General features: G+C 64.8%; 20 protein-coding genes. 10 read left to right on the top strand and 10 right to left on the bottom strand.

The features are described 5' to 3' along the window. Positions 1-15: 15 nt before the first annotated feature. Together VKP01_RS05105 and VKP01_RS05100 are read right to left on the bottom strand one after the other, a co-directional pair. Positions 16-582: a thioesterase family protein gene (locus VKP01_RS05105; RefSeq protein WP_414706521.1), complete on the bottom strand. Its 567-nt coding sequence runs from the start codon at positions 580-582 to the stop codon at positions 16-18. Positions 583-803: 221 nt separating this feature from the next. Continuing rightward, on the bottom strand, positions 804-1,724 hold the full coding sequence (locus VKP01_RS05100; protein WP_324410905.1) for a LysR family transcriptional regulator: 921 nt from the start codon (positions 1,722-1,724) through the stop codon (positions 804-806). Positions 1,725-1,961: 237 nt separating this feature from the next. Between VKP01_RS05100 and VKP01_RS05095 the strand changes: the two genes are divergently transcribed. The 6 genes from VKP01_RS05095 to VKP01_RS05070 all read left to right on the top strand — a co-directional run bounded on the left by VKP01_RS05095 (position 1,962) and on the right by VKP01_RS05070 (position 7,587). After that, positions 1,962-3,005: an ABC transporter substrate-binding protein gene (locus VKP01_RS05095; RefSeq protein WP_324410903.1), complete on the top strand. Its 1,044-nt coding sequence runs from the start codon at positions 1,962-1,964 to the stop codon at positions 3,003-3,005. 9 nt (positions 3,006-3,014) lie between these two features. Next, positions 3,015-3,806, top strand: a complete 792-nt coding sequence (locus VKP01_RS05090; RefSeq protein ID WP_324410902.1) for an SDR family NAD(P)-dependent oxidoreductase — start codon at positions 3,015-3,017, stop codon at positions 3,804-3,806. Between the two features lie 57 nt (positions 3,807-3,863). Next, positions 3,864-4,781: an ABC transporter ATP-binding protein gene (locus VKP01_RS05085; RefSeq protein WP_324410900.1), complete on the top strand. Its 918-nt coding sequence runs from the start codon at positions 3,864-3,866 to the stop codon at positions 4,779-4,781. Positions 4,782-4,783: 2 nt separating this feature from the next. Beyond that, positions 4,784-5,563: an ABC transporter permease gene (locus VKP01_RS05080; protein WP_324410898.1), complete on the top strand. Its 780-nt coding sequence runs from the start codon at positions 4,784-4,786 to the stop codon at positions 5,561-5,563. An 82-nt stretch (positions 5,564-5,645) separates the two neighbouring features. Beyond that, complete coding sequence (locus VKP01_RS05075) at positions 5,646-7,103, top strand: dihydroorotase family protein (protein WP_324410896.1); 1,458 nt, start codon at positions 5,646-5,648, stop codon at positions 7,101-7,103. Between the two features lie 58 nt (positions 7,104-7,161). After that, positions 7,162-7,587 (top strand): DUF3830 family protein, encoded by a 426-nt coding sequence (locus VKP01_RS05070; protein ID WP_324410894.1) that lies wholly within the window; start codon positions 7,162-7,164, stop codon positions 7,585-7,587. Between the two features lie 90 nt (positions 7,588-7,677). On the opposite strand, the gene VKP01_RS05065 is transcribed toward VKP01_RS05070, so the two are convergent. Next, positions 7,678-8,610: a glycine--tRNA ligase subunit alpha gene (locus VKP01_RS05065; protein ID WP_324410892.1), complete on the bottom strand. Its 933-nt coding sequence runs from the start codon at positions 8,608-8,610 to the stop codon at positions 7,678-7,680. Positions 8,611-8,955: 345 nt separating this feature from the next. Here VKP01_RS05065 and VKP01_RS05060 point away from each other — a divergent pair, with 345 nt between their 5' ends. Continuing rightward, positions 8,956-9,546 (top strand): LysE family translocator, encoded by a 591-nt coding sequence (locus VKP01_RS05060; protein ID WP_324410890.1) that lies wholly within the window; start codon positions 8,956-8,958, stop codon positions 9,544-9,546. A 6-nt stretch (positions 9,547-9,552) separates the two neighbouring features. Here VKP01_RS05060 and VKP01_RS05055 read toward each other — a convergent pair whose 3' ends face one another. From VKP01_RS05055 to VKP01_RS05030, 6 genes are all read right to left on the bottom strand, one after another. Next, on the bottom strand, positions 9,553-10,761 hold the full coding sequence (locus tag VKP01_RS05055; protein WP_324410888.1) for an acyl-CoA dehydrogenase family protein: 1,209 nt from the start codon (positions 10,759-10,761) through the stop codon (positions 9,553-9,555). A 19-nt stretch (positions 10,762-10,780) separates the two neighbouring features. Beyond that, positions 10,781-11,542 carry an SDR family NAD(P)-dependent oxidoreductase gene (locus VKP01_RS05050; RefSeq protein ID WP_324410886.1) on the bottom strand — a complete coding sequence of 254 codons (762 nt, stop codon included), beginning with the start codon at positions 11,540-11,542 and terminating at the stop codon, positions 10,781-10,783. 114 nt (positions 11,543-11,656) lie between these two features. After that, entirely contained in the window at positions 11,657-12,277 is a 621-nt protein-coding gene (locus VKP01_RS05045) for an urease subunit gamma (protein ID WP_324410884.1), read from the bottom strand. Positions 12,278-12,288: 11 nt separating this feature from the next. Next, entirely contained in the window at positions 12,289-13,125 is an 837-nt protein-coding gene (locus VKP01_RS05040; protein ID WP_324410882.1) for an urease accessory protein UreD, read from the bottom strand. Positions 13,126-13,212: 87 nt separating this feature from the next. Beyond that, positions 13,213-14,931, bottom strand: coding sequence for a cation:proton antiporter family protein (locus VKP01_RS05035; RefSeq protein ID WP_324410880.1), 1,719 nt, complete (start codon positions 14,929-14,931; stop codon positions 13,213-13,215). A gap of 144 nt (positions 14,932-15,075) precedes the next feature. Continuing rightward, complete coding sequence (locus VKP01_RS05030; RefSeq protein WP_324410878.1) at positions 15,076-15,411, bottom strand: carboxymuconolactone decarboxylase family protein; 336 nt, start codon at positions 15,409-15,411, stop codon at positions 15,076-15,078. A gap of 374 nt (positions 15,412-15,785) precedes the next feature. Between VKP01_RS05030 and gatC the strand changes: the two genes are divergently transcribed. Together gatC and gatA are read left to right on the top strand one after the other, a co-directional pair. Continuing rightward, a complete protein-coding gene (gene gatC, locus VKP01_RS05025) occupies positions 15,786-16,073 on the top strand; it encodes an Asp-tRNA(Asn)/Glu-tRNA(Gln) amidotransferase subunit GatC (RefSeq protein WP_324410876.1) in 288 nt (95 codons plus the stop codon). A 63-nt stretch (positions 16,074-16,136) separates the two neighbouring features. Next, positions 16,137-17,618 carry an Asp-tRNA(Asn)/Glu-tRNA(Gln) amidotransferase subunit GatA gene (gatA, locus tag VKP01_RS05020; RefSeq protein ID WP_324410874.1) on the top strand — a complete coding sequence of 494 codons (1,482 nt, stop codon included), beginning with the start codon at positions 16,137-16,139 and terminating at the stop codon, positions 17,616-17,618. Between the two features lie 21 nt (positions 17,619-17,639). Here gatA and VKP01_RS05015 read toward each other — a convergent pair whose 3' ends face one another. Then, positions 17,640-19,067, bottom strand: coding sequence for an MFS transporter (locus VKP01_RS05015; protein ID WP_324410872.1), 1,428 nt, complete (start codon positions 19,065-19,067; stop codon positions 17,640-17,642). Positions 19,068-19,425: 358 nt separating this feature from the next. On the opposite strand from VKP01_RS05015, the gene VKP01_RS05010 reads away from it, so the two are divergent. Next, the coding region (locus tag VKP01_RS05010) for a hypothetical protein (protein WP_324410871.1) at positions 19,426-19,722 on the top strand (297 nt) is incomplete at its 3' end.

Raw genomic sequence — 19,722 nt, 5'->3', positions numbered from 1 at the left:
AGCGCCCGAACCGGATCAGTGACGCGTGCGCGGCCCCTGCTCTGCATCCCCGTCGTCATCCGGAGAGGGCCTCTCGCCGTCACGTCTCAGGGAGATCCGCCGACCGGCATTGTCAGGACGCGGCAGGCCGGCATGGGCGGCACGCATGATCTCGAGATTGCGCCGGATCTCCTCGGGAAACGGCGTCACCTTGCGCTTGCCCATGTCGACATGCAGCCCGAGCATTTCGCAGGAGGCAGAAAGCCAGCCCTGCGTGGCGTGGCGCAGTTCGAGATAGAGGTGCATGCGTTTTTCATCGCAATCCAGCAATTGCAGCGTCACCCGCACAGGGTGCTCGTAATGCAGTTCGCGCGCATAGAGCACATGCGTTTCGGCGATGAAGTAGGAGGCACGCCGCGTCTCGACATAATCCGGTCCGAGCCCGACCATTGCAAAGGCCTCGTCGAGGCTGCGGTCGAACAGGACGTGGTAATAGGCCAGGTTCAGATGGCCGTTGTAATCGATCCAGTCCGGCTCGATATGCATCGTCGAGGACACGAAAGGGGCAAAGAAAAAGATCGCTCCGGGCTTTTTCGCCGGCAATGTCGCCTCCGCTGGTTTCTTGAGAAGGCAGCGTTCGAATTGCCGCTTCGAAAGTCAAGCGATTATCGCGGATCTGGTCATGATTGCCCGGCTGAATTGACCAGCGGCGTGGTCCGCGCCGCGTTCGGTCTGCGCAAACAACGGGCAGCGCGCCGGGGCTGGCCATGACGTCACCGGCATGCAGGGCCGGATATGTGCTTGAGTCGCGGGTTCATCACAGTTCAAACACGCCCGTTCGCCGTTTCCAGCTTGCGCGTCAGCATGTCGGCGAATTTCGCTGAGGCCACAGGCAGCGTGCGTTCACGCATCTGGGCGAGCATCAACCGACCCGGCGGAATGTCGCGCGGATCGATCATGATGGCTGCGAGCCCGCGTGCCTCTGCATGGCTCGCCGGATCATCCGGCGCCCCGATGGCGAGCTGGATGGTGATCGCGGGTTCGCGCCGCACGAAGGCGCGCAGGAATTCGAAGGAATTCGATTCGAGCACGATATTGGCCGTCAACGAGCGCCGCGCCAGGGCCTGTTCGAGCATCTGACGCCCCCCGAAGCTGCGCTCGGGCAGGGCCAGCGGATAGCGCAGCAACTCGCGCAGGCGCAGGCTCGCCTTGCCCGCGAGCGGGTGATCATGCCCTATCACCGCATAAAGTGGCTGTTCGACGATGCATAGCGGCTGCATGGCGCTCTGGAAGGAGGGCTCGATGATCAAAGCCAGATCAGCCGAGTAATCCATCAGGGCTTGCTGCGCGCTCAGGTGATCGCGCACCAGCACGTCGAAGGAAACATCGGGGAAGCTGGCCTTGTAGGAAGCGACCATCTCCGGGAGGAAGGTATAGGCCACGGCCTGCGAACAGGCGATGCGGACGTGCCCGCGGCGTATGCCGGAGAGATCGGCGACCTGCGAGCGTACGCGCTCCATCTCCGCCATCTGCACCCGCGCCTGTCGCACCAGCAATTCACCGGCGGCGTTGAGCCGCACCCCGCGCGGCAGGCGCTCGAACAGGGGGGTCCCGAATTCCGCCTCGAAATCCTGAATTCGCCGGTTGAGTGCCGATGCGGTCAGGGCGAGATCTTCCGCAGCCTTTCGGATCGAGCCCACTCGCGCAACCGTTTCGATGTAGTGGAGAATCCGCAAGTAGCGCATATCAAAAATCTTTTTCCGAGGCGCTGCAAAAAATGCAGCGGTGGGATCAGAAAATAGCAGACGACAGCGTCACTGCCATCCCCCTATCGTCCGGGTCAGCGCAAGAGGTCGGTTCAAGACACTCCGGGACGAGGCCTGATCGGTCAGGTCCTTCCGACAGCGCCCAGGGTTTTGCGTCCGCCACAGCCGTTCAACCGCGACCCGCAAAGGTCGCCAAAGCAGATGGAAGGTCCCACCATGGCCGGAATCAATCGTCGCGATTTCACCAAGCTCACCTTCGGCACCGTCCTTGCGACGGGTCTCGCCGCGCCAGCCATCGTCAAGGCGCGCACGCCGATCAACATGATCCTGAACTGGCGCTACCAGGGCCCGCAATCATGGTTTTTTCTCGCGCAGGATCGCGGCTATTTCGAAGAGGAGGGCATCGCCGTCAACATGGACCAGGGTTCCGGTTCCGGCGCTGCGGTGACGCAGGTGGCAGGCGGCGCCTATGATGTCGGTTTCGGCGACATCAATGCCCTCACCCAGCTGCGCGCCCAGCGCGACGAGGATACGCCGCTGGGCGTCTACATGCTCTATAACCGCCCGCCCTTCACCGTGGGTGTGCTCTCCTCCAGCGACATCCACACGCCGCAGGATCTCGAAGGCCGGCTTCTCGGCGGGGCGCCCAATGACGGGGCGCTGCGCCTGTTCCCGGCCTTTGCCAGCATCACCGAACTCGATACCTCCACGATCGAAATCACCAATTTCCAGCCCAATCTGCGCGAGCAGATGCTGCGCTCCGGCCAGGTCGAGGGCGTGTTCGGCTTCGTCAACACGATCCGCTTCTCGGCGCTGCTCTCGGGCATGAATCCGGATGAGGATATTCGCTTCATTCGCTACGGCGATTACGGCATGGATCTCTATTCCAACGCGCTGATCGCCTCGCGGGCGCTGATCAATGATCACCCGGAGGCCGTGCGTGGCCTTGTGCGTGCCGTCAATCGCGGTCTGATCGACACGCTGGCCGATCCCGATGCGGGCATCGCCGCCGTGGCGCAGCGTGAGCCGCTGATCGACCGCGAGGTCGAGAAGATGCGCCTGATGGCGACCCTGCGTGACGAAATGAGCCACCCGGAAATCGAACGGATCGGTATCGGCGATATTTCCCCGCAGCGTTTCGCGGAAGCCATCGACATCGTCGTCGCGGCCAATGATCTGCCGCGCACCCCGGATGTCGGGGAAGTCTTCTCGCGCGACTTCCTGCCGCCGGAAGACGAGCGCGTGCGGGATCTGGGCTGAGGACTTGCCATGGAACTGGGACTGAAAGGGCGCGTCGCGCTCATCACCGGCCCGGTCAAGGGCATGGGCGCGGCGGTCAGCCTCGCCTTTGCCCGCGAGGGCTGCGAGCTGGCACTGGCGGGGCGCGATATTGCGGCGATCGAGCCGCTCGCCCGCCAGATCCGCGATGATGGCGGCGAGGCCCTCGTCATTGCCTGCGACATGACGGATGCAAGCGCCTGCGAAACTGCGGTCAGCATCACCACCGAGGCGCTCGGCCCCGTCGATATCCTCGTGAACGTGGCCGGCGGCTCCGGGCCGATCGGCAAGACCGGTGTGGAGACGACGCCGGAGGAATTCGACGACATCGTCGTGCTCAACATGCGCGGCCCCTTCAACATGATGCGCGCCGTCCTGCCCGGCATGATGGCGCGGCGTGCGGGCAAGATCGTCAATGTCGGCGGTACTTTCGGCATGCGCGGCAAGGCCGGACGCATGGCCTATTCCGCCTCGAAATGGGGGCTGCGCGGCATCACCAAGAGCTTCGCCATCGAGGCGGGTGCCCACAATATCAACGTCAATTGCGTCGCCCCCGGCATGGTCGACGGGCCGCGTTTTCGCACCAAGGTGATCCCGGAAATGGCCGCGCGGCTCGGCATCACCGAGGAGGAGGCGATTGCCCGGCACGCCTGCGATTATGCGCTAGGGCGCGTCTCGACCGGGGAGGATGTTGCGCAGGCCTGCCTGTTCCTCGCCTCCGACGCCTCGCGCCAGATCACCGGTATCGACCTGCCCGTGGATGGCGGCTGGGCCATGTTGTGAACTGCCTTCATCCGGCCCCCGAGACGCCTCGCCGCATCAGCCAGAGGATCATTGATCATGACAAAGCCCGCTCCCCGTCTGCAGGCCGTCGCCGACACCCCGCTGGTGGCCCAGGATGCGCCCGGCTCGATCTCGCCGGCCCGCGCGTTCATCGGCTTCGACCATGTCACGGTCACCTATGGGCGCGGCGAAGGTGCCACCACGGCACTCGCACCGACCACGCTCGCCATCGAGAAGGGCGATTTCGTCGCCCTGGTCGGACCCTCCGGCTGCGGCAAGTCCACCCTGCTCAAACTCGTGGCGGAACTCCTGAAACCCACGAGCGGCAATATCTTCGTCGCGGGCCGCGAAGTCGGTGCCGAGCCGATCCGTATCGGCATGGCCTATCAGAACGCCACGCTGCTGCCCTGGCTCAATATCCGCGACAACGTCATGCTGCCGCTCAAGATCGTGCCCCCCTTCCGCGCGCGCTACCGCTCCGCCCGCAAGGGCGAGTTCCGCGACCGGGTGGATGCGCTGCTCGAACAGGTCGGTCTCGCGGGCTTTGCCGAGAAATACCCCTGGCAGCTTTCCGGCGGCATGATGCAGCGGGCCAATCTCAGCCGGGCGCTGATCCATGAACCCAACCTGCTTCTGCTCGACGAGCCCTTCGGTGCGCTCGACCAGTTTACCCGCGAGGAATTGTGGGGGGTGATGCAGGATCTGTGGATGGCGACGAAGACGACGGTACTGCTCGTCACCCATGATCTGCGCGAATCGGCTTTCCTCGCCAACCGGATCTGCGTGATGAGCGCTCGCCCCGGGCGGATCATCGAGGATCGCAAGGTGCCTTTCGCGCATCCGCGCAGCATCGATCAGACCTATGACGCCGATTTCGTCGGCCTCACCCAGCATTTGCGCAGCCTGATCATGGAGGCGCGGGCTGAAACCGGTTCCGGCATTGTCGCGCCACAACATGCCCCCGAAGGAGCCTGATCATGTCGATCGCCGCCAGTTTGCGCCGCCGCGCCGCCTCGATATCGCTGATCGTGGGCATATTCCTGTTCTGGGAAGCTGCCTGTGTGATCTTCAACATCTCCGATCTGGTGCTGCCGCGCCCCAGCCAGGTCATCGAGACGCTGGTCAGGTTCGCGCCGGGGATCTGGCCGCATGCCTATCAGACGCTCTATACCACCCTCGTCGGCTTCTCGCTGGGCGTGTGTATCGGCCTGTCTCTGGGCGTGCTGATCGGGTCCTCACGGCTGGCTTTCGATACGGCCTATCCGCTGCTCGTCGGTATTTCCTCGATTCCGAAAGTGGCCGTCGTGCCGATCTTCGTGCTCTGGTTCGGCGCGGGCACCGTGCCCGCGATCCTGACTGCGATGATCATCTGCATTTTCCCGATCGTGGTGAATGTCGCCACCGGAATCGCCACGGTCGAGCCGGAGCTCGAGGACGTGATGAAGACGCTCAAGGCCTCCAAGACCGAGATCCTGTGGAATGTCGGCCTGCCGCGCGCCATGCCGTACTTCTTCGCTTCGCTCAAGGTCTCGGTGACCCTCGCCTTCGTCGGCTCGGTCGTGGCCGAGACGGTGGCGTCGAACCGGGGCGTGGGCAACATGATGATGATCGCCTCGTCCTCGTTCAACGTCCCCCTCGTCTTTGCGGGGCTGATGGTGCTCGCCTTCCTCGGGGTCAGCCTCTACGTGCTGTTCTCCCTGATCGAGCGCCGCGTTGCCGGCTGGTCGATGCGCAAGAATGATATCGCCACCGGCTGACCCCAATGCACGGCATCCCGCCCGCGCCCCACGACGGGCGGACGGGATGCCTGATCGCCCTCTTCTATCCGGAGCTATTCCAATGTCAGGCAACCCTGCTGCCGCGATCGCCGATACAGTCATCCGCAACGGCATGATCGTGACTGACGAACGCGTCTTTCCAGGCGATATCGCCTTCACCGATGGCATCATCACCGCCGTGACCGCAGCCGGAGCCGGACCGCAGGCGCGCGAGGAGATCGACGCGCGCGGGCGTGTGGTGATGCCCGGCTGCATCGACGTGCATGTGCATTTCCGCAGCCCCGGCATGTCGCACAAGGAAGACTGGGCGACCGGCTCGGCGGCGGCCGCCGTGGGCGGCGTCACCACCGTCTTCGACATGCCCAATACCGATCCCGCCACCGCCACGCCGGATGATCTCGCGCGCAAGCGGGAACTCGCCGAAGCGGATTCGCTCGTCGACTTCGGGCTCTATGGCCTGCTCGGCGAACACAATCTCGACCAGCTCGCGCCGCTCGCGGAGGCCGGAGCCATCGGCTACAAGCTGTTTCTGGGCAATACGACGGGCAATCTGCCCTGCCCGAATGACGGCGCGGTGCTGGAGGGTTTCGAAATCCTCGCCGGGCTCGGCCTGCGCTGCTCGATTCATGCGGAGAATTCGCCGATCCTGTTCTGGCGCCAGAACAGGCTGCAGCAGGCCGGGCGCAACGATCCGCTGGCGCATCTGGCCGCGCGTACCGATGTCGTCGCACTGGAGGCACTCAACCGCTCCGCGACGCTCGCGGACTGGACCGGCGCGCGCATTCACATCGTGCATGAAAGCTGTGCGCGTTCCTTGCCCTTCATCCGATTCTGGAAGGAACGCGGCACCGACATCACCGTCGAGACGCTGCCGCAATATCTCTATCTGAGCGCCGAGCGGATGGCGCAGCCGGGCGGACATGTCCTGCGCATGAATCCGCCGATTCGCGAGGCCGCACAGCAGGAACCGCTCTGGGCCGGTCTGACCGACGGCACCATCGACATGATCGCCACCGATCATGCGCCGCACGCGCCGGAAGAGAAGGAAGCCGATACCATCTGGGAGGTCGCCTGTGGCTTTCCCGGGGTGGAGACGTCGCTGCCGCTGATGCTGAACGCGGTCGCGCAGGGGCGGCTGAGCCTGCCGCAGGTGGTGCGCGCCATGGCCGTCGCGCCGGCCCGCGCCTTCGGCCTGCAAGATCGCAAGGGCAGTCTGCTTCCGGGCATGGATGCGGATATTGTCATCGTCGACATGGAAAAAAACGCGATACTCTCGGCACAGGTCCTGCACAGCAAGGGCAAGGTCAGCGCCTATGAAGGCATGCAGGTGCAGGGCATGCCCGTGATGACGCTGGTGCGCGGGCATATCGTTGCGCGCGACGGGGAGCCGGTCGCCGCGGCGGCCGGCCATGGCCGCATGCTGCGCCCGCACATGCCCGCGCCGCGCCCGCGCAATCAGGCGACGAGCCTGCACAGCCTGACGACCTCCGCGAAGGCACCGTTCGGCGATCCGTTCTGAACCGCGACAAACCTGCGCGACAAGCAATGCCCGACATGAAAAAACCAAAGGATCAACAATGAGCACACCTTCATCCTCCCTCGTCATCCATGCCGGCGGATTCGTCTTCACCGGGCATTTCGAGACAGCCCGCGCGCCACAGACCGTGGCGGCGTTTTGCCGGCAGATGCCCTATTTGGGACAACTCGTGCATGTGCGCTGGAGCGGGGAGGGTGTCTGGATTCCGCTCGGCGAGACGGATTTCGGCGTCGGCTACGAGAACCATACCAGCCACCCGGCGCCGGGCCACATCATCCTCTATCCGGGTGGTATCAGCGAGACGGAGATCCTGCTCGCCTATGGGGGTGTGGCCTTCTCGTCAAAGATGGGCCAACTCGCCGGCAACCACTTCATCACCCTCACCGGTGGCCTCGAAAATCTCGCCACGCTCGGCAACAAGGTGCTCTGGGAAGGCGCCCAGTCGATCCGCTTCGAGGAGGGGTGAGATGCGCTGCGAGCGGCGTCGCCGGCAGTGAAGCTCGGCGACTGTCAAATCACGTCATGCCTGCGGCGCTCGCCTCAATGCCTGCGGCACTTACGCCGCCCTTTCCTGCACGGCACCGCCACCGGCCTCGGTGCGCAGCCAGGCCTCGCCGCAGGCCTTGGCGAGATCGCGCACGCGCAGGATGTAGCTCTGGCGCTCCGTCACCGAGATCACCCCGCGCGCATCCAGCAGGTTGAAGACGTGGCTGGCCTTCAGGCACTGATCATAGGCCGGCAGCACCATCGCGTGGTGATCGCCCCTGTCGCCCGCAGCGAGTATGGCGCGGCAGGCGTCTTCCGCGTCGCGGAAATGACGAAACAGCGCCTCGACGTCGGCATGCTCGAAATTGTAGCGCGAATATTCCTTCTCCGCCTGGAGGAAGACATCGCCATAGGAGACGCGGTTTTCGCCCTCGCCGCCGTTGAAATTGAGATCATAGACGTTCTCGACGCCCTGCACATACATGGCCAGCCGCTCCAGCCCGTAGGTGAGCTCGCCCGCGACAGGTGAACATTCGAAGCCGAGCATCTGCTGGAAATAGGTGAATTGCGAGACCTCCATCCCGTCGCACCAGCATTCCCAGCCGAGCCCCCAGGCGCCCAGCGTAGGGCTCTCCCAGTCATCCTCGACGAAACGCACATCATGCAAGCTGGTATCGATGCCGATCGCGCGCAGGCTCTCGAGATAGAGATCCTGAATATCGGGCGGGCTCGGCTTCAGGATGGTCTGGAACTGATAATAGTGCTGCAAACGGTTGGGATTCTCGCCGTATCGCCCGTCCGTGGGGCGGCGCGAGGGCTGCACATAGGCCGCGTTCCACGCCTTCGGCCCGAGCGATCGCAGGGTCGTGGCCGGATGAAAGGTGCCCGCACCCACTTCCATGTCGTAGGGCTGGAGGATGACGCAGCCGCGCTCCGCCCAGAAACGCTGCAATGTCAGGATCAGCCCCTGGAAGGAGCATTTCGGGTCCATATCGGCAGCCATGACGGGGCCTCTCTCGCGTGCGAATTCGACGCCGGCACCCTTAATTCGCCCACAGGACAAGTCAAGCCGCGCCGGAAGGCGCGGCGACCGCCAGCGCGGCGACCGTGTTTCTCATTGCAAGCGCTGAAGCCTCCCGCGACGATTGATCATGGGTCCCCGAGACCGGCTTCGCCGTCCCGAGGTGGCACGGGCGGGGATGGGCATTGACACATACGGAACATGGCGGGCACGGGGCTTCTGCGAGGCGGCATACCGAGGCATGATGGTGGATGGGCGCGTGCAGGCGCGCCATCAGCGACACCGAACATGTGCTCGCGGGAAAGCGGCCCGCAGAAACGGAACCAGATGCTGACCTTTGCTGCCGCCGTATTCTTCCTGATCGTCACGCCGGGTCCGGGCGTGCTCTCAATCGCCGGTGTGGGGGCCGGCTACGGCTATCGGGCAGGAACGCGTTATCTGGCGGGATTGTTCGTGGGAACCAACCTCGTCGCGCTCGCCGTGGTGAGCGGGCTCGCCGCGCTGATCCTGGCAGAGCCGCGAATCAGACAGGTGCTGTTCATCGCCTCGGTGCTCTACCTGTTTTATCTCGCCCTGCGTATCGCCTTCGCCGGCGCGCGGGTGGCCTTCATCGAGACGCAGAAGGCGCCGGGTTTTTTCGGTGGCATCGCCTTGCAGGTGATCAATCCGAAGGCCTATGCAGTCAACACCGCCTTCTTCTCCGGCTTCGCCTTCCTGCCGGGCCATGCGGGGTTCGAGATCGCGCTGAAATTCCTGATCATCAACGCGATCTGGATCCCGATCCATTTCGGCTGGCTCTGGGCCGGCGTCGCCCTGCGCCGACTCGATCTCTCGCGCCGGGCGCAATTCGCCATCAACGGCGTCATGGCCGCCTCGATGCTCGCCGTGGTGGCGCTCGCCGCCTACGCGGCCCTGTGAGTCGGATCAGCCGTCAGAGACCTGCCAGTTCCAGAAGTCGCTGCCTTCCTTGTCGAGGAAGCGGTTGAGCACCATGCGGTGGACTTCATCCGCGCCATCCACCAGCCGCGCCTGGCGGGCGTAGCGGTAGATCCATTCGAGCACGGTATCCTTCGAATAGCCGCGCGCGCCGTTGATCTGGATGGCGATGTCTGCGGCCTCGTGCAGGACGTTCGCCACCTGGATCTTGGCCATCGAGACTTCCTGGCGGGCGAACGAGCCCTGATCCAGCGCCCAGGCGGCCTTCATCACGAGAAGGCGACCGATCTCGATCTTCATGGCGAGACCACCCAGCATCAGCTGCACGCTCTCGCGATCCTTCAGCTTGATGCCGAAGCCCTCGCGCTCGGCGGCGTATTCACGCGCGATCTCGACGCAGCGCTTGGCAAGGCCCAGCCAGCGCATGCAATGGGTCAGGCGCGCCGGGCCAAGGCGGATCTGCGTGACCTTGAGCCCCTGGCCCTCTTCCATGATCACATCCTTTGCCGGGATTTCGAGCCCGTCATAGACGATCTCGCAATGGCCGCCATGCTCTTCCGGCCCCATGATCGGGATGCGGCGCCTGATCTCCCAGCCGGGCGCATCCTTGTGATGCAGGAAGGCGGTGAGGCCGTAGCGCGGATCGTCGGAGGTGCGCGCCATCAGGATGAAGTGATCGGCGACGCCTGCGCCGGTGATATACCATTTATGGCCGTAGATCCTGTAGACGTCGCCGTGCTTCTCGGCGCGGGTGCGGATCATGGAGGGGTCGGAACCGCCGCCGGGATGGGGCTCGGTCATGGAGAATGCCGAGCGCACCTCGCCCTGCACGATGGGCTGGAGCCAGCGCTCCTTCTGATCATCGGTGCCGACCTGTTCCAGCACCATCATGTTGCCGTCATCGGGGGCGGCGGAGTTGAACACGCAGGGCCCGAAGATCGAGCGGTTCATGGCCTCGTAGCACACGGCCATGCCCATCTTGCCGAGATCCTGCCCGCCGGTTTCCTGCTTGAGCTGGAGGCACCACAGGCCCTGCGCCCGCGCCTTCTCACGCATCCGGTCGAGGAGATCGAGGCGGATATTCTCGTGATCGTCGTAGCTGTCAGCGCGCGATTCGAGCGGGAGCAGCTCTTCCTCGACGAAGGCGGCGATGCGGGCACGGAAATCGTCGATCCGCGGTGAAATCTGAAAGTCCATCTTGCGTTTCCCTGATCGGTCACAGGCCCGAACACAGATGCCCGCCATCGACGGGGAGATAGGTCCCAGTCATCCAGGGCGAGGCATCAGTGGCGAGCAGAAGAAAGGCGGCGTCGAGATCCTCGGGCTTGCCGAGGCGACGCATCGGAATGCGCTTGATCATCGCCTCGCCCGGCGGCGTGGCGAAGAATGCGGCGTTGATCTCGGTCTCGATATAGCCCGGTGCGAGGGCGTTCACGCGGATGCCGAACCGCGCCCATTCGAGCGCGAGCGCATGCGTGGCCTGTTTCACCGCGGCCTTCGAGATCGCATAGGGGGTCACCCCGCCGGCGACGCGCTGGCCGAGGATCGAGGCGATGTTGACGATATTGCCCGGCTGCTGCGCATCCCGCCAGCGCCGCCCCGCCTCCTGCGCCATGGCGAATACGCCGCGGACATTGGTCGCCATCACCGCGTCGAAATCATCGAGGGGCGTGTCGATCGCCATGGAGGAAAGCGCGATGCCGGCATTGTTGACCAGCGTATCGAGGGGTGCGTCGAGCATGTCGAAACAGGCTTTTACGGAGGCTTCGTCGGTGACGTCGAGGGAGACGGCGCGCGCGGATGCCGCACCGGCGGATGCGAGTTCGGCGACCAGGTCGTCGAGCTTCTCCTTGCGCCGCGCGCCCACCGTGACCCGGGCGCCGTGGCGGGCGCAGAGCATGGCGAAATGCGCGCCGAGCCCGGATGAAGCCCCCGTGATCAGGATATGCTTGCCCGCAAGCCGCGCCCCGAGATCCATGCCGTCCTCCCCAGCCAATCATCCGTTGATCGTCGCGGCAGAGTTGACGCCCGATGCCCCTTGGTCAAGGGCGCAAGGCGACGAGGCGGCTTTGGGATTGGCGCGGGCGAAGCGTCAGAGATCGCCCATTACCTCCTGCCGGAACCCGTAGATCTTGCGATCGCCGACCACCGGTATCAGCGTTACTTCGCGGGTCTGGCCCGGTTCGAAGCGCACGGCAGAACCGGCAGGGATGTCGAGGCGCATGCCGCGCGCCTTCTCGCGCTCGAAGGAGAGGCCGGGATTGGTCTCGTAGAAATGGTAATGCGAGCCGACCTGGATCGGGCGATCGCCCTTGTTGGCGACCGCGAGCGTCACCATCTCGCGCCCGGCATTGAGCTCGATGGCGCCTTCCGGCGTGGTAACCTCGCCCGGGCTCAGCGCCCCGCTCGCACCCCGGATCGGGTCATGCACGGTGACGAGCTTCGTGCCGTCGGGAAAGGTCGCCTCGACCTGCACGTCGTGGATCATCCCGGCGATGCCGTCCATGACCTGATCGGCGCTGATCACATGTGCGCCCGCTTCCATCAGATCGGCCACCGAGCGCCCGTCGCGCGCGCCCTCGACCACGTAATCCGTGATCAGCGCGATCGCTTCCGGGTAGTTCAGCTTCACCCCCCGCTCCAGGCGGCGACGCGCCACCATGGCGGCCATGGAAACGAGGAGCTTGTCCTTTTCGCGCGGTGACAATTGCATTGACTTTCTCCTCAGATCATCCAGCTGCGCGGCATGGCATGACCGCGCATGGCTTCGACGAAACGGATCAGCGTCCCGCGCAGGGCCTGCGCGTCATGGCTGAGAAAACGGGCCACGAGAAAACCGTCGAGCGCGCTGATGCCGCAGGTGCTGGGCGCGTCCACGAGAAGTGCGCGCGCCTCCTCCAGCCGGGCCTCCGCATCCGGGGCCACGATCAGGCAGGTGGCGAAGGCATGGGCGCCGCCGGCCACCGCGCCACGGGCGAGCGTTTGCGCGATCGTGTCCTCCAGCCGCACCTCCTCGGCGAAGATCAGCCGGCCCGCCCGGCGTATCCGCCAGGAATCGCGAAACCGCCCGGCATTGACGCTTTCGCCCATGGCGGTGCGTCCGAAAATCGTCGATTCGAGCAGGATCAGCCGCGCATCGGCGGCCATGGCGACTTCAAAACGCCGGCGCAGGCGCGCCTCGTCGAAGAGGATCTGCTCCTGCGGCAACCAGGCGAGGCCGGCCCCGGGGGCGAGATCGAGGGAGACGGTGACTTCGGTATCGTCGTGATCGCTGCGATAGATCTTTTCAGCGGCCTGTGTGGTCAAGGCCGCCTCGGCGCCGTCAGCGAGCGTGACGTCTATGCCGAGCCGGTCGCCGCCTGTCATGCCGCCGCCGGTATTGATGAATACACCCTCACAGATGCGCCCGCGCGGGAAGCGCACCCGGTAGCCGCCGCTCTCGGCGATCCGCATCGGCGCCCCGCCCCGGCGCGGATCTGCCCCGATCGCGAGGCGCACGCCGCCTTCGGCGCGAATCATGCGCGGCAGGCGCGGTGAGGAGGGCGGACGGGTCATCAGCATGGGGTTTGAGCATTGCGCTACGTCACCCTGCCGGCAACTGTGTTTTGTCGGCAGGGCTGCTCAAAATACAGGCGTGATGCCCGTCGATCAGGCAGGGACCTCTGGGGCCTTCACGTCATCGCCCTTGATATCACCACCCTGGCGCACCTCCTCGCGGCAGAAGCCCACGATTTCGCCGGCACGCACGGCGGCATCGGCGAAGGGATCGAGCACGAGATCGGCGCCTGCTTTCTCGAGCATGGCCTTGTCTTCGGCGCCGTGACCCCGGATCGCGACCCTGCCGGTAAAGCCCGCCTTGCGCGCCTCTTCCATCAGGATCAGCCGCGCATCCTCATGCGTCACCGAGGGGCCGATATGCGGCGTGGCGATGATCAGCCAGCGCGCCCGCGCCAGCGGCAGGCCGATGACGAATTCCGGATCGGCGGCATCGCCATAGAGGCCGGGAAGACCGTTCCTGCGCCACGCGGCGACGGCTTCCGGGTCGAAATCCACGCCCAGCACCTTTGCCCCCGCATCATGCATGACGCGCGACAATTGCGTGCCGTAGCGCCCCAGCCCGAAAAGGATAATGTCGTATGACGCGCTCTTGCTGCTTTCGCTGTGATCTTCGCGATGCGGGTTCGCGCGCTCGAACACGCTGATCCACGGCTCGATCCAGCCATAGATCGTCTGGGAATAGAGAATCATGTAGGTGGAGAGCGTGATGGTCACGAGGCCGACCAGGGTGACGAGCCCGACCGCCGCATCGAAGACATGGCCGAGCGTCACGCCCATGGCCATGAAGATCAGCGAGAATTCACTGATCTGCGCCACGGTCACGCCGGCCAGCACCCCGGTGCGCTTGCGGTAGCCCATATAGCCCATGATCGCCATCACGATCAGCGGGTTGCCGATCAGCACGAAGAGCGAGAGCACCACCGCCGCCGGAAGCTGGTCGCTGAGCGCGCTCAGGCTCAGCCCCATGCCGAGATTGATGAAGAAGAAGAGCAGCAGAAAATCGCGCATGCTCGACAGCCGTGAGGCGATCGCTTCACGGTAGGAGGTGGTGGCCAGCGAGACACCGGCGAGCAGCCCGCCGAGCTCCTTGCCGAGGCCGATCCAGTCGCAGATCGCGGCAAACAGCACCGCCCAGGCAATGGCGAAGGTGACGAGCAGTTCCGGCATCCGCGCGATCCGGCTCATCAGCGGCTCGGCCACATAGCGGATGAACAGCGCGACCACGCCGACGAACAGCAGCCCGGCCCCGAGCACGCCGCCGATCCCGAGCCCCGCCTGTGATCCGCCGACCCCGACACCGATGGTCGAGAGCGTGATCATGGCCAGCACCACGACGATGTCCTGCACGATCAGGAAGCCGATGGCGATGCGCCCGTGCAGTGAATCGACCTCGCGCTTGTCACTGAGCAGCTTCACGATGATGATCGTCGAGGAGAAGGTCAGCGCCACGCCGATATAGATGCTGGTGACGAGATCGAGGCCCAGCATCAGGCAGATCAGGAAGCCGAATACGGCGGTGAAGGTCACCTGGCCGAGCCCCGTCGCCACGGAGACGGCGCCGAGCTTGCGCACGATATGCACGTCGAGCTTGAGCCCCACGAGAAATAGCAGGGCCGCGATGCCGATCTCGGCCAGAAGATCGACGGCCTCTGCTTCCGTAACGAGATTAAGCACGTCAGGGCCGACGATGATGCCGGTGGCGATGAAGGCGACGACGAGGGGCTGCTTCAGGAACAGGCCGATGAGCCCGAGGGCTGAGGCCAGCGCCAGAACCATCGCAAATTCATAAAATGCATGCGCCTCGCCCATCACGATCCCCCGAAACAATGCCGTCGGGAAGACGTGTCGCCTTTGCGGGGCGCAGGGTCAAGCCGGACAATGCCGGATATCGCCGCGTGATCGCGCGGGTTGCGGGTGCGGTGATCACGGGACATGCGTGTTTCCAGCCGGGCTTCAGCCGGCGAGCTGGTCCCAGCATTCAAGCGCCTTGCCGGCATACATGACCGAGGGTCCGCCGCCCATCTGGATCGCCATGGCGAGCACATCGGCCAGTTCCTCGCGGCTCGCACCCGCCTTCATCAGGGCATCGACATGAAAGGCGATGCAGGCCTCGCAACGCACGGCGACCGAAATCCCCAAAGCCACGAATTCCTTCTCCTTCACCCCGAGCGTACCGCCCTCCTTCACCGCCGTCGACAGAGCCCCGAACCCCTTCATGGTGCCGGGGACGGCTCGGTTGAGATTGCGTGAACGGTCGCGGGTTTGCTTGATATAGTCGGGATAATCCATCGGGCGGGCTCCATTGACTGCTTGCATGTGATTATTGTCTCACGAATGCAGGGTCGAGCCTGATCGCGCCCTGATCTGGATCAAGGCAGGCGCGCCCAAAGGCCCGTGGATCGGTGCACTGCGATGATGCGAAAAACCGCTCCCGGGCTCCCCTCGCTCCCGAGAGTGATGTATGGTCCGGGAAGAGGGGAGGTTGCGCTGCATTGCCTGCTCCGTCCACTCTGACTGCTCTCCGGGTATGCACCGGGTGGAGGGGAGCGCCGTTGCGCATGCGGGATGAAAATGCTCCACGGCCACGTTGGCCCTCGCCCTTGCGGCCTGAGCCTGCGCGGTGATATAGCCGCAGCACCTTATGACGCATTGCAGGAACGCCCATGTCGGTCGATCAAGACACTGTCCGCCGCATTGCCCGGCTTGCGCGCATCGCCGTGAGTGACGATGACGTGCCGCATCTCCAGGGTGAGCTGAACGCGATCCTCGCTTTCGTCGAGCAACTCGGCGAAGTCGATGTGACCGATGTGGAGCCGATGACCTCGGTGACGCCGATGGCGATGAAGATGCGCGAGGACGGGGTGACCGATGGCGGCAAGGCTGCCGATGTCACCGCCAACGCGCCGGCTGCGGAAGACGGGTTCTTCCTGGTGCCGAAAGTCGTCGAGTAAGCCGCGCTTCGCCGCGCGACCGCATCCCGTTTCCGCGCCACTTCTCGCAGAAAGTGCCCGCCCGTGACGAATCTGACCGATCTCACCCTCGCCGAAGCCCGCGACGGCCTCAAGGCCAAGCGTTTTTCCGCCGTCGAACTGACCAAAGCGCATCAGCAAGCCATGGGCGCCGGCAAGAGCCTTAACGCCTATGTCCGCGAGACGCCCGACCAGGCGCTCGCCATGGCGGTGGCGGCGGATGAGCGCATCGCACGCGGCGAGGCCCGCCCACTCGAGGGGCTGCCGATCGGGGTCAAGGACCTGTTCTGCACCGAGGGAGTCGAATCGACGGCCTGCTCCAACATCCTCAAGGGTTTCACGCCGCGCTACGAATCGACCGTGAGCGCCAATCTCTGGCATGCCGGCGCCGTCATGCTCGGCAAGCTCAATTGCGACGAATTCGCCATGGGCTCGTCCAACGAGACCAGCGCCTTCGGCCCCGTGGTGTCGCCCTGGCGGCGGGTCGGGGATGAAACCCCGCTGGTGCCCGGCGGCTCTTCCGGCGGTTCTGCGGCGGCGGTTTCCGCGCGTCTGTGCCTTGCCGCGACCGCGACGGATACCGGTGGCTCCATCCGCCAGCCGGCGGCATTCACCGGGACCGTGGGCATCAAGCCGACCTATGGCCGCTGCTCGCGCTGGGGCATCGTCGCCTTCGCCTCCTCGCTCGACCAGGCCGGCCCGATCACCAGGACCGTGCGCGATTCGGCGATGATGCTTCAGGCCATGGCGGGCCCGGATGCAAAAGACACGACCTGCGCCGATCTCCCCGTCCCCGATTTCGAGGTTGCCGTGGGGCGTGGGGTGAAGGGTTTGAAGATCGGCATCCCCAAGGAATATCGCGTGCCCGGCATGCCGACGGAGATCGAGCGTCTCTGGGAGGCCGGCCAGGCCTGGCTGCGCGAGGCGGGTGCCGAGATCGTCGAGGTCTCGTTGCCGCATACGCAATACGCGCTGCCGGCTTATTATATTGTCGCCCCGGCGGAGGCTTCATCAAATCTCGCCCGCTATGACGGCGTGCGCTATGGTCTGCGCGTCGAGGGCAAGGATATCCTCGACATGTATGAGCGCACCCGCGCCGCCGGTTTCGGCCGCGAGGTCAAGCGCCGGGTGATGATCGGTACCTATGTGCTCTCGGCGGGCTATTACGACGCCTATTACCTGCGCGCGCAAAAGATCCGCACCCTGATCAAGCGTGATTTCGAGAACGTCTATGCCGAAGGCGTCGATGCCATCCTGACCCCGACGACGCCGTCAGCGGCATTCGGCATCGGCGAGAAGGGCTCGGGTGATCCGGTGGAGATGTATCTCAACGACATCTTCACCGTGACCGTGAACATGGCCGGCCTGCCCGGCATTTCCGTGCCCGGCGGCTTCGATGCCAAGGGCCTGCCGCTCGGCCTGCAGCTCATCGGGCGCCCCTTCGACGAGGAGACGCTCTTCGCCGCCGGCCAGGTCATCGAGAATGCAGCAGGCCATGTCGCGTTGCCGGAGCCGTGGTGGGAGTGAGGCTGAGCCGGGAGGGCGCGTTCAGGCCGGTTTCGCTGGGGGCGGGTCCGGGGGCGTCGAATCCTCGGCGCCGCCGCTATCCTCATGCGCGCGCGGAGAGAGCTCCGCCGTGCCCGCGCTCGTCGCCGGCAGATTGACGAAGCCGCCCTGCGCAGGCGAGCGCTCGCGGGCCCGTATGCGCCAGGTCACGAAGCCGGCCAGCGTGGTCGCGATCAATCCGCAGAAGACGAACAGGCCCTGTGGTCCCATCGCCGCCATCAGGGTGGTCGCGAGGAACGGCCCGAACATGCCCCCCGCCGCCCAGCAGACGAGCAGGCTCGAGATCGCCGGCACGATCATGTCGGCCTCGACGATGTCACAGGCATGGGCGATGCACACCGCATAAATGCACAAGGCCATCCCGCCCCAGAGCGCGAAGGCGATGATCAGTGCCGGGGCCAGCGCGACGTGGCTCGCGATGACGTGGCTTGCAGTGACGATGCCGATACAGGCGAGCGCCGTGCCGGCGAAGAGGCCTGCGATCACCCGCCGCCGGTCGGTGCGATCCGAGAGCCAGCCCATCGGCCATTGCAGGATCAGCGAACCGGCCTGCAGGGCGAGAAACAGCAGGGCGGCTTCGGTGGCATCAAGGCCCATCTGAATCCCGTAGACCGGGGCGATGGCGATCACCGAGGAATTCATCAATCCTACCGCGAATGCCCCGGTCACGGCGGAGGGCGCCTTGCGAAACAGGGTTGGTATGATCAGGCTGATCGTGCGCGGAGCAGGCGGTTCGCGCGAAAGCGTGGCGGAAACCGGGATCAGCGCCAGGCACATCAAGGCGGCGATCGCCATGAACAGCCCGTCCGTCTCGATCGAGCCGAGGCTGATGGCAAGTGGTGAGAGCATCAGCGCGATTTTGGTGCAAAGCATATAGAGCGAGACGACGCGCCCGCGATTGGCAGCTGTTGCGCCGGCGCTGACCCAGCCGTCGATGACGGTAAACAGTCCGGCGAGAACCATGCCCGACAGGGTGCGCAGGAAAATCCAGCTCCACAATTCCTCGGCCTGCGTGAAACCGAGCGCGACGACGGCGGAGATAGCGGCGAGGCTCGCGAAGGCGCGGATATGACCGACATGGCGCACCAGCAGCGGGACCAGCATGCAGCCTGCCGCGAAGCCGAGACCGTAGCCGGAGGCGACGAGGCCGATCTCGCCGATCGACATCCCCGCCGCATCCATGCGCAGGGGCAGCAGGATCTGCAGGAGACCGTTTGCGATCTGGAGAAAGGTCGCGCCGGCGGTGATCGACCAGATCACGGCAAAGGCCGAGCCGATCCCCGAGAGGGGAGGCGCGGCGGCGGTTGCCTCCGGGCTGTCAGCGGAATCGTGGAAGCGGGGTGTGTCGGCTGGTGTGGGGCGGATCATGGGGCGGATCACGGATTCGCGCGAAAGGGGAGGGCGGTGCATGCTCATCATGCCGTATCGGGCGCCGAAAGCGAGATGAGAAAAGCGGCTTGGGCGATGTGCCGATCAGCATCAGGAAGCTGGTGCACCAGAACAGCAGCATGTGGGAAGCTGTGGAAAACCGGTGCGATGCAAAAAACCGACGAAGCGATCATATCAGCGCTTGACGACGGGAAAGCCGGCGCATATACCCCGCTGCACCGACGGCGGGGCGACGAGCCTGGTCGCCGGGCGGGTCGACCGAAACGGGGCAGAGGCTGCGAAGCGTTCCGCCCACTCCAGTAGGAGCTGGAATAATCGGTTGACACGGGAAATTCCGGAGTGTATAAACTCGCTCCTTGTTGCGAAGGCCGATCGGCCAATGCGACTTTCCAGACAAGTTTTTTCGGCAAAACCGGTTCGCCGGTCGATCGGCATGCTTGTCTGGGTGCTCTTTGACATTGTTGGGAAGGAAGAAAGGGAAACGTGGTCGGCGTTGTCCTTGCGGGTGCTGGGTGCTCTTTTTGGGTGCTTGGTACTGATTGGGATAGTGTCGGATTCGACGTTTCTTTCTGGAAGCCATCAATTCTGTATGGGCGTCGTGAGGCGTTTGTATGGTTTGTATGGATTTCCGTTGATTCGATTGAGTTCGGCCTGGATTGATCTCTTCAACTTGAGA

Source organism: Saliniramus sp. (assembly GCF_035311605.1).
Classification (GTDB): Bacteria; Pseudomonadota; Alphaproteobacteria; order Rhizobiales; family Beijerinckiaceae; genus Saliniramus.
Note: the sequence above shows the minus strand (reverse complement) of the source record. Positions and strands in the feature narration are given on the sequence as shown.

Excerpts from the sequence above, each read along its gene's own strand:
- VKP01_RS05100 (WP_324410905.1), bottom strand. The coding sequence starts at position 1,724 with ATGCGCTACTTGCGGATTCTCCACTACATCGAAACGGTTGCGCGAGTG.
- VKP01_RS05095 (WP_324410903.1), top strand. The coding sequence starts at position 1,962 with ATGGCCGGAATCAATCGTCGCGATTTCACCAAGCTCACCTTCGGCACC.
- VKP01_RS05090 (WP_324410902.1), top strand. The coding sequence starts at position 3,015 with ATGGAACTGGGACTGAAAGGGCGCGTCGCGCTCATCACCGGCCCGGTC.
- VKP01_RS05085 (WP_324410900.1), top strand. The coding sequence starts at position 3,864 with ATGACAAAGCCCGCTCCCCGTCTGCAGGCCGTCGCCGACACCCCGCTG.
- VKP01_RS05080 (WP_324410898.1), top strand. The coding sequence starts at position 4,784 with ATGTCGATCGCCGCCAGTTTGCGCCGCCGCGCCGCCTCGATATCGCTG.
- VKP01_RS05075 (WP_324410896.1), top strand. The coding sequence starts at position 5,646 with ATGTCAGGCAACCCTGCTGCCGCGATCGCCGATACAGTCATCCGCAAC.
- VKP01_RS05070 (WP_324410894.1), top strand. The coding sequence starts at position 7,162 with ATGAGCACACCTTCATCCTCCCTCGTCATCCATGCCGGCGGATTCGTC.
- VKP01_RS05065 (WP_324410892.1), bottom strand. The coding sequence starts at position 8,610 with ATGGCTGCCGATATGGACCCGAAATGCTCCTTCCAGGGGCTGATCCTG.
- VKP01_RS05060 (WP_324410890.1), top strand. The coding sequence starts at position 8,956 with ATGCTGACCTTTGCTGCCGCCGTATTCTTCCTGATCGTCACGCCGGGT.
- VKP01_RS05055 (WP_324410888.1), bottom strand. The coding sequence starts at position 10,761 with ATGGACTTTCAGATTTCACCGCGGATCGACGATTTCCGTGCCCGCATC.
- VKP01_RS05050 (WP_324410886.1), bottom strand. The coding sequence starts at position 11,542 with ATGGATCTCGGGGCGCGGCTTGCGGGCAAGCATATCCTGATCACGGGG.
- VKP01_RS05045 (WP_324410884.1), bottom strand. The coding sequence starts at position 12,277 with ATGCAATTGTCACCGCGCGAAAAGGACAAGCTCCTCGTTTCCATGGCC.
- VKP01_RS05040 (WP_324410882.1), bottom strand. The coding sequence starts at position 13,125 with ATGCTGATGACCCGTCCGCCCTCCTCACCGCGCCTGCCGCGCATGATT.
- VKP01_RS05035 (WP_324410880.1), bottom strand. The coding sequence starts at position 14,931 with ATGGGCGAGGCGCATGCATTTTATGAATTTGCGATGGTTCTGGCGCTG.
- VKP01_RS05030 (WP_324410878.1), bottom strand. The coding sequence starts at position 15,411 with ATGGATTATCCCGACTATATCAAGCAAACCCGCGACCGTTCACGCAAT.
- gatC (WP_324410876.1), top strand. The coding sequence starts at position 15,786 with ATGTCGGTCGATCAAGACACTGTCCGCCGCATTGCCCGGCTTGCGCGC.
- VKP01_RS05015 (WP_324410872.1), bottom strand. The coding sequence starts at position 19,067 with ATGCACCGCCCTCCCCTTTCGCGCGAATCCGTGATCCGCCCCATGATC.